The organism is Hephaestia caeni, assembly GCF_003550065.1.
Classification (GTDB): domain Bacteria; phylum Pseudomonadota; class Alphaproteobacteria; order Sphingomonadales; family Sphingomonadaceae; genus Sphingomonas; species Sphingomonas caeni_A.
On record NZ_QXDC01000004.1, the window covers coordinates 176,714 to 188,662 of the forward strand.

Annotated in this window: 14 protein-coding genes and 1 pseudogene; 9 read left to right on the forward strand and 6 right to left on the reverse strand. The window is 65.8% G+C overall.

Features of this window, described 5'->3' with window-relative positions:
* Positions 1–473 precede the first annotated feature (473 nt).
* Complete coding sequence (locus DFR49_RS15295) at positions 474–2,504, forward strand: ParB/RepB/Spo0J family partition protein (protein WP_119036592.1); 2,031 nt, start codon at positions 474–476, stop codon at positions 2,502–2,504.
* Between the two features lie 144 nt (positions 2,505–2,648).
* On the opposite strand, the gene arsH is transcribed toward DFR49_RS15295, so the two are convergent.
* The 6 genes and pseudogenes from arsH to DFR49_RS15325 form a co-directional block, all read right to left on the reverse strand.
* Entirely contained in the window at positions 2,649–3,404 is a 756-nt protein-coding gene (arsH, locus tag DFR49_RS15300) for an arsenical resistance protein ArsH (protein WP_119036593.1), read from the reverse strand.
* The gene (arsB, locus tag DFR49_RS15305; protein ID WP_119036594.1) at positions 3,401–4,477 is read right to left on the reverse strand and encodes an ACR3 family arsenite efflux transporter; all 1,077 of its coding nucleotides are present in this window, start codon (positions 4,475–4,477) and stop codon (positions 3,401–3,403) included. Before arsB ends, arsH begins: the two co-directional genes overlap by 4 nt.
* 32 nt (positions 4,478–4,509) lie before the next feature.
* Positions 4,510–5,040 carry an arsenate reductase ArsC gene (locus DFR49_RS15310; RefSeq protein ID WP_119036595.1) on the reverse strand — a complete coding sequence of 177 codons (531 nt, stop codon included), beginning with the start codon at positions 5,038–5,040 and terminating at the stop codon, positions 4,510–4,512.
* A gap of 11 nt (positions 5,041–5,051) precedes the next feature.
* The gene (locus DFR49_RS15315; protein WP_119036596.1) at positions 5,052–5,384 is read right to left on the reverse strand and encodes an ArsR/SmtB family transcription factor; all 333 of its coding nucleotides are present in this window, start codon (positions 5,382–5,384) and stop codon (positions 5,052–5,054) included.
* A 65-nt stretch (positions 5,385–5,449) separates the two neighbouring features.
* Positions 5,450–5,673 (reverse strand): annotated as a pseudogene (locus DFR49_RS15320) (YnfA family protein); the annotation flags it as partial.
* Positions 5,674–5,733: 60 nt separating this feature from the next.
* Complete coding sequence (locus tag DFR49_RS15325; RefSeq protein ID WP_119036597.1) at positions 5,734–6,138, reverse strand: MerR family transcriptional regulator; 405 nt, start codon at positions 6,136–6,138, stop codon at positions 5,734–5,736.
* A gap of 68 nt (positions 6,139–6,206) precedes the next feature.
* Here DFR49_RS15325 and DFR49_RS15330 point away from each other — a divergent pair, with 68 nt between their 5' ends.
* The 8 genes from DFR49_RS15330 (at position 6,207) to DFR49_RS15365 (ending at position 11,753) form a co-directional block, all read left to right on the forward strand.
* Entirely contained in the window at positions 6,207–6,854 is a 648-nt protein-coding gene (locus DFR49_RS15330) for a cation efflux transmembrane domain-containing protein (protein WP_119036598.1), read from the forward strand.
* Between the two features lie 340 nt (positions 6,855–7,194).
* On the forward strand, positions 7,195–7,494 hold the full coding sequence (locus DFR49_RS15335; RefSeq protein ID WP_119036599.1) for a DUF736 domain-containing protein: 300 nt from the start codon (positions 7,195–7,197) through the stop codon (positions 7,492–7,494).
* Between the two features lie 289 nt (positions 7,495–7,783).
* Positions 7,784–8,626 carry a DUF932 domain-containing protein gene (locus tag DFR49_RS15340; protein WP_119036600.1) on the forward strand — a complete coding sequence of 281 codons (843 nt, stop codon included), beginning with the start codon at positions 7,784–7,786 and terminating at the stop codon, positions 8,624–8,626.
* 243 nt (positions 8,627–8,869) lie between these two features.
* Complete coding sequence (locus tag DFR49_RS15345) at positions 8,870–9,121, forward strand: helix-turn-helix domain-containing protein (protein WP_119036601.1); 252 nt, start codon at positions 8,870–8,872, stop codon at positions 9,119–9,121.
* 139 nt (positions 9,122–9,260) lie between these two features.
* A complete protein-coding gene (locus DFR49_RS15350) occupies positions 9,261–9,524 on the forward strand; it encodes a DNA -binding domain-containing protein (RefSeq protein WP_119036602.1) in 264 nt (87 codons plus the stop codon).
* Positions 9,525–9,685: 161 nt separating this feature from the next.
* Entirely contained in the window at positions 9,686–10,465 is a 780-nt protein-coding gene (locus DFR49_RS15355; protein ID WP_119037238.1) for a DUF2285 domain-containing protein, read from the forward strand.
* A 120-nt stretch (positions 10,466–10,585) separates the two neighbouring features.
* Entirely contained in the window at positions 10,586–10,852 is a 267-nt protein-coding gene (locus DFR49_RS15360) for a helix-turn-helix transcriptional regulator (RefSeq protein ID WP_119036603.1), read from the forward strand.
* Between the two features lie 7 nt (positions 10,853–10,859).
* Positions 10,860–11,753: a replication initiator protein A gene (locus DFR49_RS15365; RefSeq protein ID WP_119036604.1), complete on the forward strand. Its 894-nt coding sequence runs from the start codon at positions 10,860–10,862 to the stop codon at positions 11,751–11,753.
* Positions 11,754–11,949 lie beyond the last annotated feature (196 nt).

Here is an 11,949-nt window from a genome sequence, read left to right on the forward strand (position 1 = left end):
CACTTTATTTCTAGCCATAGCCATCCGTCTCCGCAACGCGCTTAGGGCGTGTGCATGGTCATGTGGTCTTCCCAACATCTGCCAGCTTGAGGGGGAAGGCCTTCCCCCTGCTGCCGAGCCCCTGACAGGTCTCGCCAGACCCCTTCAAGCGGGGACACCCCGCAACGCCCCGCTCGGCGTGGACACGCCAATCCGTAAATCCGCCTTGGCGGATTTGGGTCTTTCCTATGCTGCGGAGATCGGGCCAGGGCTGCGCCGGCCCGATCGCTTTGTTTGTAGCTCTCCCCGTCGGTGGGGTGGGCGACGCTTCCCTTTAGGCCCGCCGCGCCGGGCCGCAACGCGCGGTAGGCCGCGCTTACCTCCTCTGCGTTCCGGTCCTGCGGATGCTGCCCGGCTCCGCCGGCGGGCCTACCGGTCCGCTCTTTCGCCGCCCACCCCATTCCGGGGTGAGTGCGGTTTGAAGGAGAATAGTGATGAACGCCGTTACCCAAACCGTAGCCGCCGAGCCTGTGTCGGGCATCGAGATTTTCGTGCCGCTTGCCAAGCTCAAGAAATCCCCGCGCAATGCCCGCAAGGTGCCCCATGGGGAAGCCGCTATCGAGGCGCTGGCCGCTTCGATCCAGCACAAGGGGCTGATCCAGAACCTTGTCGTGGAACCCGAGGTGAAACCGGATGGTGAACCGACCGGCTGCTATTTCGTCACCGCTGGCGAAGGCCGCAGGCTGGCGATGCTGCTGTGCGCCAAGCGCAAGCAGATGAAGAAGACCCATCCGGTGCGCTGCTGGCTGGACACCGAGAACGATCCTGCCGAGATCAGTCTGGACGAGAACGTCACCCGGACCCCGATGCATCCCGCCGACCAGTTTGAGCGGTTCGCGGAGCTTTCCAACGACAAGGGTTGGGGGGCGCAGGAGATCGGCGCGCGGTTCGGCGTGTCGGCTTCCGTGGTGAAGCAGCGGCTTCGCTTGGGCGCTGTCAGCCCGAAGCTGTTGCAGGTCTATCGTGAGGACGGCCTTACGCTGGACCAGCTTATGGCCTTCGCCATCACCGAGGACCATGCCCGGCAGGAGCATGTGTTCGAGGGGCTGCATCACAACCGCGAGCCATGGATCATCCGCCGCGACATGACGGCGAGCAATGTGCCTGCCGATGATCGCCGCGCCGTGTTCGTCGGGGCCGACGCCTATGTCGAGGCGGGCGGCACCATCATCCGCGACCTGTTCAGCGACGACCGGGGCGGGTTCTTCGAGGATGCGGGCTTGCTCGACATGCTCGCCATCGAAAAGCTGCGCGAGATCGCGGGGACCGTGCAGACCGAGGGCTGGAAATGGGCCGAGGCCCATATCGACTATCCCCACGCCCACGGGATGCGGCGCTTCTATCCGCTGTCCGTTTCCCTGTCCGATGAGGACGAAGCGCGGCTGGAGGCGCTGTCCACCGAGCATGACGAACTTGCCGAAGGCTATTCGTCCTACGACGAGATGCCCGAGGACGTGGCCGAGAAGCTGGAGGCGATTTCCGACGAGATCGACGCCATCTCCGAGAAGCGCCATGCCTACGATGCCAACGTGATCGCCCACGGCGGCGCGTTCGTGGTGCTGCATCATGACGGCACCGTCAGGATCGAGCGCGGTTTCGTCCGTCTGGAGGATGAGGCGCTGGCCGATCCGCAGCCCGACGAAGAGGCCGAGGCTACCGATGCCGAAGCCGTGGAAGACGAGCAGGCCGAGGACGACGAGGACGCGCGGGAGATCGAGGAAGAGGACGAGGAACCGGGCAAGCCGATTTCCGACAGCCTCACCCGCGACCTGTCTGCCCATCGGACGCTGGCCTTGCGTGTCGCCCTTGGCGAACGGCCCGATATGGCGCTGATCGCGTTGACCCACACGCTCTCGGCGCAGTTGTTCTACAGCTACACCGAGGCCGGTTGCCTTGAGGTTCGTCCGACCGTGACGCCGCTCGGCAGTCATGCGGACGGGATCGAGGACACGCCGTTGGCGGCGCGGGCGAGCGAGCAGCACGAAGCTTGGGCCGAGCGGATGCCCCGCGACGTGGCGGACCTGTGGGGCTTCATCGTCGGGCTGGACGAGGCGAAACGGATTGCGCTGCTGGCGCATTGCGCGGCTCGCACCGTCAACGCCCTGCGATTGCCATGGGACCGCAAGCCCCGGTCGCTGCAAACGGCGGACAGGCTGGCGGGCGCGCTGGCGCTGGACGTGGCGAAGGGCTGGACGCCGACCGTGGACAGCTACCTTGGCCGCGTCACCAAGGCGCATATCGTCGAGGCCGTTGCCGAAGGCGTGTCCGAGGATGCCGCCCGCCGTATCGCGGACATGAAGAAGCCGGACATGGCGCAAGCCGCTGAGCGGCTTCTGGCCGGGACAGGCTGGCTTCCCGCCGTGCTGCGGACGCCAGAGCCGGAGGCGGAGCAGCCGTCCGAAGCGGAGGCCCCCGAGACCGGAGCGGAGGACGGCGAAGCGTCCTATGCCGTGGCAGCCGAATAGCGGCATTGGGCCGGGGCCGTGTGAGCGGTCCCGGCCTTCCTTTCGTGACCGGCTGAAAAATCACGGCCGCGCCCTGGCGCGGCCGCTTCTGTCATGCAGGGAGAAATCGGCGCTCGCCGGGCATAGCCCGGCTCGCGGACCAGTTTATCTCGATGTTTGCGACGCGATGGCGATAGCAGACAGGTCGTTTGCCGGATCGACCGTGACGCCCGCAGACTTCCGCTCGGAATACCGATCCACAAGCTGCGCGGCGTGCGGGCGCAGCAGCACGGTGAACCGAACCAGCTCCTCCATCACATCGACGATCCGATCATAGTAGTTCGACGGCTTCATGCGCCCGACCTCATCGAACTCCTTGTATGCCATCGCCACGCTCGACTGGTTTGGAATGGTGAACATCCGCATCCACCGGCCGAGCAAGCGTAGCGTATTGACCGCGTTGAACGACTGCGAACCGCCCGACACCTGCATGACCGCAAGCGTGCGGCCCTGGGTCGGGCGCATCCCCTTCATCTCCAGCGGCAGATGGTCGATCTGCGCTTTCATGAGGCCGGTGATCTGGCCATGCCGTTCCGGGCTGCACCACACCATGCCTTCCGACCATAACGCATGGTCGCGCAGTTCATGGACGGCGGGATGATCGTCGCCCGTCACCTGGTCGGGCAAAGGCAAGTCGGACGGATCAAAAATGCGCGCCTCCGCACCGAAAAACTGGAGCAGCCGCGCGGATTCCTCGACCGCGAGACGCGAGAAGGACCGTTCGCGTAGCGAACCGTAAAGCAGAAGGATGCGCGGCGGTGGATCGCCCGCGCCAAGGCCAAGGGCTGGCCGGTCATGAGCATAGCGCGATTCGAGCGCGGGCAGATGGTCCGATTCGGAAAGCGCGCGAATACGGGTCACACAGTTACTCCCTTTTCATACCAGCCGCGCGTGCGTTTCACGATCGCCACCACCGTCAGCATCACCGGCACCTCAACCAGCACGCCGACGACGGTCGCAAGCGCCGCACCGGACTTGAGGCCGAACAGCGAGATCGCGGCCGCAACTGCCAGCTCGAAGAAATTGGATGCGCCGATCAGCGCGGCCGGCGCCGCCACGCACCACGCCACGCCGAACCGGCGGCTCAGCCAGTAAGCCAGCCCCGCGTTGAAATAGACCTGGATCAGAATCGGCACGGCCAGGAGCGCGATCACCAGCGGCTGCGCGATGATCGCCTCGCCCTGGAATCCGAACAGCAAGATCAGCGTCGCCAGCAGGGCGACGAGCGAGATCGGGCCGAGACGCGCCAGAACCCGGTCGAGCACGGGCTGGCCGCCGGCCGCGAGAACGCGCCGCCGCAGGAGCTGCGCCGCGATCACCGGCGCGACGATATAGAGGACGACCGACAGCAAGAGCGTATCCCACGGCACCGTGATGGCGGCGACGCCGAGCAGTAGGCCGACCAGCGGCGCGAACGCGAACACCATGATGAGGTCATTGAGCGCCACCTGGCTGAGCGTGTAATTGGGTTCGCCGTCGCACAGGTTCGACCAGACGAACACCATCGCCGTGCAGGGCGCCGCCGCGAGCAGGATCAGCCCGGCAATATAGGAGCTGATCTCGCCCGCTGGCAGCAGCGGCGCGAACAGCCAGCCGATGAACATTGTGCCGAGCAGCGCCATCGAGAACGGCTTGACCGCCCAGTTGATGAACAGGGTGACGCCGACGCCCCTCCAGTGCTGCCGGACGCTGCCGAGCGCGCCGAAGTCGATCTTGAGCAGCATCGGCACGATCATCAGCCAGATCAGCACCGCCACGGGCAGATTGACGCGGGCGACCTCGGCCGACGCGATGGCGCCGAACAGGCCGGGCAGCGCATGGCCGAGCGCGATGCCGACGACGATGCAGAGCGCGACCCACAGGCTAAGATAACGCTCGAAGAAGGAGATAGCGGGACGAGCCGGCGCGGCGCCGGCGAGCGGAGCGGTGGACATGGCCCGTCAGCCGGCCGCGTTGACGGGGCAGCTCATGCCGCATCCCCGCGCCGGCTGCTCGCGCCTTCGGCCTGCCCGATCTCACGGACATGCGCCTTCAAGGCCATCGCATCGAGCCGATCGAACGGCAGCGCCATGAACAGCTTGATCCGGTTCTCCAGATAGCGCAGCGCCGTCACGAACGCGCGCTCGCGCTCGATGTCGTTGCCTTCGACATGGCTCGGATCTTCGATGCCCCAATGCGCCGTCATCGGATGGCCGGGCCACACCGGGCAGGTTTCGCCCGCCGCATCGTCGCAGACGGTGAACACGAAATTCATTTGCGGCGCGCCGGGCGCCGAGAACGCCTCCCAGCTTTTCGAGTGCAAGCCTTCGGTCGGATAGCCGATCCGTTCGAGCAGCCGCAGCGCGTCCGGATTGATCGCGCCCTTCGGGAAGCTTCCCGCCGAGAAACCTCGAAAGCGGCCTCCGCCGAGCTTGTTCATGGCGCTTTCGGCGAGAATCGAGCGCGCCGAATTGCCGGTGCAGAGGAACAGGACGTTGAACACGCGATCGGCGGGCATGGCGGCATCCTTCAGCAGCAGGGGACGAGTTCGGCGACGAGCGGCGCACACAGCTCCGGCTTTCCGGCGCAGCAGTCCTTGACGAGATAGAGCGTGAGCGCGCGCAGTGTATCGAGGTCGGCGCGGTAGATGATCGACCGGCTTTTCCGCTCGGGCCTCACCAGTCCCGCCCGCGACAGGATACCGAGATGCGTGGACATGGTGTTCTGCGGCACGTCGATCCGACGGGCGATCTCGCCGGCCGGCAGGCCATCCGGCTCATGCCGCACAAGCAGACGGAAGGTGTCCAGGCGCGTCGGCTGCGCGAGTGCGCTCAGAGCGAGAATAATCGAATCGGATTCCATATATCCAGATTAACAGATATATGGTTAGAAGCTACCCTTTTCGAAATCGGCGTCGAAACGATTGGTCCTTCCACCGTCCAGAGCCAGCCCAGCGACGCGGCGATATAGACGCCGCCATAGGCGGCTAGGCGCGTCCCGCCGTATCGCTGTCCACCAGCGTCAGCAGCCAGGCGAACAATGCCAGCGAGACCATGCCCGGTACCAGCCACAACGGCGACTTGCCGAGGCGCAGCCACGCCCAGAACGAGAAGCAGCCGGCAATCTCGGCAAAGGCCGCAACGAGAAGCAGCCGGCAATCTCGGCAAAGGCCGCGCCGACATAGGCGAAGGGCGTGATGGTCATAGGCTCCCTATCCGTTGGTATGCGGCGCAAGCGCCTCGATGATCCGGCAGTCCGCGACCGTGCCGCCGCAGCATGACTCGATGAGCGCCGACAGCTCGCGGCGCAACGCCGTCAGATCGGCGATCTTGCGCTCGACTTCGCTGAGGTGGTCGCGGGCGAGCGCATCGACGGTGGCGCAATCGCGGCCGCGATCGTCCGACAGCGACAGCAAAGCGCGCACCTGATCGAGCGGGAAGCCGAGATCGCGCGCGCGGCGGATGAACGACAGTCGGCCGAGTTCAGCCGCGCCATAGGCGCGATAGTTGCCACCCGTGCGCGGCGGCTTCGGCAGCAGCCCGATCCGCTCGTAATAGCGGATCGTCTCCACCTTCGTATCCGTCGCCTTACCCAGCTCGCCGATGGTGAGCGCCATGTCCTTGACCCTGTAGTTGCTACAGGGTGCATATAGCCGGTCACATTGAACGAATCGAGGTGACGAACATGGCAGGCGGATGCTGCGGCGGCTGCGAGACGGCTGCGCCGACCAAGGACAGGACATGGCGGCGCGTGCTGTGGATCGCGCTCGCGATCAACGCCGGCATGTTCGCCGTCGAGATCATGGCCGGCGTCGCCGCGCACTCCGCCGCGCTCAAGGCCGACGCGCTCGATTTCCTTGGCGACAGCGCCAATTATGCGATCAGCCTCGGCGTCGCGGGCATGGCGCTGCAATGGCGCGCACGGGCTGCGCTGCTCAAGGGCGCGTCGCTGTTCCTGCTCGGCCTGTGGGTGCTGGGAAGCACGGGCTGGATGGCGCTCGCCGGCACCTTGCCGCAGGCCGAGACGATGGGCACAATCGGTGTGCTGGCGCTTCTCGCCAACTTCGCCTGCGCCGCCATGCTGTGGCGGCACCGCGAGGGCGATGCCAACCGCAGATCGGTGTGGATCTGCTCGCGCAACGATGCGATCGGCAACATCGCCGTGGTCGCCGCCGCGCTCGGCGTGTTCGGCACGGGCACGGCCTGGCCAGACATCGCGGTCGCGGTAATCCTTGCCGGGCTTGGCGTCAGCGGCGGCTGGCAGATCATCCGTCAGGCACACGCCGAACTGCGCGAGGTCGCGTCTGCGAAGCGGGAGCAAATCGCCGTCTGACTCGCCAGTTGCACCACGGAGCAGAGGGGGTCTCATCACGCCGTTGATGGCCGTGCATTTCGCGAGCGCCGTTCTTCACCGCCAATCCTCACGCCTGGCCGGGCCACACCCGGCAGCCTCTCCGATGGCTTGTCTGACCGAGGCCGATCGCCTTCCTGCAAGGGCGTCGTTCGACTTTTTTCCGCCGCCTGCGGCTTTGCATCGCGAAACAAAAAAGCCGCCCGTCGCCCAACCTCCTCTGCGTTCCGGCCGCAAGCGGTGCGGGGTGGATCGCGCCCCGGCCGACGCCGAGCCATCGAGGCCGCGATGGGCGTGGCCCCAGCAGACAGGAGATTATGACATGGCTACGATCGGTACCTTCACCGCCAACAACAAGGGCGAGTTCACCGGCGTCATCAAGACGCTCACCCTCAACACCAAGGCGGCCCTTCGCCCGGTCGAGAAGGAAGGCGAGAAGTCCCCCGACTTCCGCATCAGCGCTGGCGACATGGACATCGGCGCCGCCTGGAAGAAGACCAGCCGTGAAGGCCGTGACTACATCTCGGTCAAGCTGGACGATCCGAGTTTCCCGGCTCCGATCTACGCCACGCTGTCCGAGACCGAGACCGCCGGCGATTACGTCCTCATCTGGTCCCGCTGACCACAGGAACGGCGCCCCGCTCCAACCGAGCGGGGCGTCTTCGTGTGCTAGTGTTTTCCCTGATAGTGGACGGGGCCAACAGGCCCGGCGCCATATTGCGGGTGCTTGGGGCGCTGCCCCTAGCGCCCTTCGGAACGGCTTCCGCCCAGCTTCCTCCACGCTTCGCGTTCCGTGCAGCCGGTTCCCCGCGAAGCCGCCCACTCCGGTTGCACCCCCGGTCTCGCCGACGGGCAGGGTTTCAGCGCGGCACTCCGCTGCGCGGAAACCCAAGCCAAGGAAGGTCAAGACCATGTATCACCAACTTGCCACCCGGTTCGGCCGCAACGCCCACCAGATCAGCGGTCGGGAGCCGCTGGACAACGAGGCACTGTATCGCCACGTTCCGTCCATCTTCGCCCGCGAGGCGCACGACAGCCGTTCGGAGCGGTATGTCTATGTCCCCACCATCGACATCGTGGAGGGGTTGCGCCGGGAAGGATGGTTCCCGTTCTTCGCGGTGCAGTCCGTCCCCCGCGACGGCAGCCGCCACGGCCACGCCAAGCACATGCTGCGCCTGCGCCGGGATGACGGCATCGGCAAGCCCGAGGCCGCAGAGGTCATCATCGTCAACAGCCATGACGGGACCAGCGCCTACCAGATGTTCGCCGGGATGCTCCGTTTCGTCTGCACCAACAGCATGATTGCGGGCGAGCGGTTCGAGGAAGTGCGCGTGCCCCACAAGGGGAATATCGAGCACGACATTATCGAAGGCGTTTACACGGTTGCCGAGGACTTCCCCCGGCTGATCGACGCCAGTGAGACGATGAAGGAGGTTCGGCTGTCCGAGGATGAGCAGCGCTTGCTTGGCGAGGTCAGCCTTGTCGCCCGCTATGGCGACGATGAAAGCCCGCTCACCCCGGAGCAGATCATCGAACCGCGCCGCTACGAGGATCGGGGCGATAGCCTGTGGACCACGTTCAACGTGATACAGGAGAACGTCATTCGGGGCGGATTGCATGGTCGCAAGCACAATGCCGAGGGGCGTATCCGCCGGAGCCGTTCGCGCCCGATCAACGGTATCGACCAGAATGTGACCCTCAATCGCGCGCTCTGGACGCTGGCCGAGGGGATGCAACGCCTCAAGACGGGTTGACCGTTTCGAGCCGCAGGGTGGGACCGTCCGGCCCTGCGGCTTCGCTTCCTATCGCCCGCATAGCGCCGCCGACCCGCTCCCCGGATCGACGGCGGCCGCGCGTCCCGATGGTCCGCGCGGCCGCAAAAAGGGCGCGCTCGCCGGGCGTTCGCCCGGCTCGCGGCGTCAGGTGCCATTATACCAAGACGACTATATTAGTCGTTTTCATAGCGTATAGCTGTTGGCTCGTGAACGTGATCGCACATGATCACTTCCCGCCAGGTGCGGGCCGCACGCGCGCTTCTCGGTTGGACACAGGAGATGCTTGCCGACAAGGCCCTCGTCGCACTGACCGCGCTCAAGCGCGTAGAGTCGGTAAGCGGCCTGCCCGTGCGCGAGGAAACCCGGCATCAGGTGGTCAAGGCGCTGGAGGCGGCCGGCGTCGTTTTTCTCGACTCGGACCGAGGCCAGGGCGTGATGGTGGTCAGCGAGGCCGCGGCGAAGGCACGGAAATAAAAGGCCAGGTCGCTAAGTCTATTATCCCTCTTGCATGGAGCGGCCATAGCCGATCCGGTGTGATTACTTCGGTCCATTATGGTGTATATCTCGCCGGTCAGCAGGCGCAGGAGGCTATAGCTGAAGGCGGAGCGTGGCGATGGCGATAGCCGCTTTCGAGGATCGCGCGCCCGACGCGCCCCAAGTCACCGATTATGACGAACGTCACCACCGGACCTACTGGCGGCTGCTCGACGCTGCGGAGGAAAATGCCGACTGGCGCGAGGTCGTGCAGATCATTTTCGGGATCGACCCGGTAGCCGAGCCGGAGCGCGCGCGCCTGGTTTACGACTCCCATCTCGCCAGAGCCCGATGGATGTGCGAGGCCGGCTATCGCCATTACCTGCCCCCGGACCAATCGTAGAATTGGGATTCACGCTGTTCGGCTAGAGCGTGGAATATCGAGCCAAAACGCTGACTTGAATCAGCTATGCGACTGTCCGGACAGCAGGCCTTCACAGCCGATACTTGCCTGAGAACATCTCCCGACGCGCTCCATAGAGGGCCATGCTTGGGAGGGATTCGATGCCGCCTGAGAGGGACTGGCGCGCGCCCCTGGACGAAGCCGGGGACGACGCGCTGCAATATTCCGACATCGCCATCGGCTATGTCAGCAGGAACACGCGCTATCGCATTGATTACCGCCGCGCCCTCGGCCGCGTGAAGCGCGGCGCGACGACCGCCGACGAGGCAACCGCCGATCTCGTGCGACGCTGGGGGATCAGCTTCTACGCCGCGCCGACCGCCGCCTACGATCCGAAGCTGGCCGTCGCGCGGCCTGACCTTTCGCCGGACAATATCGTGCTGGCGCCATCGCTCGATGGAATCGGCGACGCGCGACCGCTCGACATGAAGATGCTGGGCGCCGTGCGCGCGCGCATGAAGATCGGCGACTTCCTCCATCTCATTCTCGCTGACAGCGACGGCGATGAGCATATCTGGATCTCGGGATCGCTCGATCTTCCGCTGGCGATGATCCTGCCGCTCGGGCGCGATCCCTTCGCACGCCTCGCGGCCGCTGAACGCCTGTCCCGTCGCTTGCTTGGCGTTGCCGCGGGGCCGCCGGCTCTGCGCCCCACGCCCTTTCGCCGCCAGCATCTTCTCACCCTGTTACAGGTGCTCGACGGACATCAGGCGGGCGCTACCCGCCGCGAACTGGCCGCCGTCCTGATCGACGGCAGCGTCCGCGACTACAGCGCCGCCGAATGGTCCGACAGTCGCCAGCGCAAACGCATCAACCGATGGTTCGCCGAGGCCGTCGAACTGCGCGACGGCGGCTATCTGCGCCTGCTGCGCGGCGCGTGAACGGGGACATTTCCGCCACCCCCGGTTCTGTCCATTCACCGCATAGGGGTCGATTCGCCACCATCACCTCCTGTCCGCCGACCCCGCTTTTCGGAGCCGGCCAACATCAGGAGGATCATCATGGCCGAGCCTGTCACCGCCACGACGCCACGCTATCTCAAGACGCCCGATGCCGCGATCCATCTGGGCCTGTCGGCCCGGACGCTGGAGAAGCATCGCTGCTTCGGCACCGGGCCGGTCTTTCGCAGGCTCGGCGGCCGCATCGTCTATGCCATCGACGATCTCGACGCTTGGGCGGCGCTGGGCACCCGGCGCTCGACCTCTGATCCGGGCAACGGCGTCGTCCATCCCGCCAAGCCGCTGCCCACCGATTGCGTGCGGCGCTGAGCGATCCATGCACGCAATTCGCTCTCACTCCGGCTGCGCCAACGGCGAACGAACGCAGCTTGAACTGTTTCGCTCGAAGCCCGGCGATCTCGCGCCGCGCGATGCCCAGGACTTGATGGCCTGGCCGTTCTTCAGCCTCGCCAAGAGCAAGCGCACGACGCCGATCGACTTCCGCATGGGCGCAACATGGATCTCGGTCGAGGCGGTATTCGAGCACGGCATGGCGACCATTTGGGACGCCGACGTGCTGATCTGGGCCGCCAGCCAGCTCGTCGCCGCGCGCGACGCCGGCCATCCGACATCGCGGCTCATGGTGACGACGCCGCACGAGATATTGGCCTTCACCCGGCGCGGCACCGGCAAGGCGAGCTACGAGCGGCTGAAAGCCGCGCTCGACCGCCTGCAATCCACGACCGTCGCTACGTCGATCCGGCAGGAACATCAGCGCCGGCGCCACCGCTTCTCCTGGATCAATGAATGGCGCGAGCTGGCCGATGGCAACGGCCGCGCGCTCGGCATCGAATTGATCCTGCCCGACTGGTTCTATGCCGGCGTGCTCGATCGCGCACTCGTCCTGACGATCGACCGCGCCTATTTCGACCTGACGGGCGGCCTTGAACGCTGGCTCTACCGCATCGCGCGCAAACATGGCGGGCGGCAGGACGGTGGCTGGAGCTTCGATGTTCCGCATCTTCATCTGAAGTCCGGCGCGCTGTCGCCGCTTCGCCGCTTCGCCTTCGAGCTGCGCGCTATTGTCGCCCGCCAGTCGCTTCCGGGCTACGTCCTCACCCTCGAAAACGCGCTGGGCCGTGACCGGCTGAACTTCGCGCCGATCCCGCCCGATCCGCTCCACGCCGCGATGCGCCGTGTCGGCCTCAAGCCTGTGGAAAACTGGCCATGAGGTTCGGACGATCAGGAACAGCCGGAGTCGGACCATCAGGAACGCCGGACTCGGACTTTCGGGAACGCGCGCACCTTCCAAGCACCTGTGATTCCTCGCTGAATCCACCCCCTTCTAACCATGCTAATAGAATCGAATCCTTCGGATTCTTGCTAACCGCGCGCGCGGCTGTGGACAGCCGCCGTCCGGCCGCGCG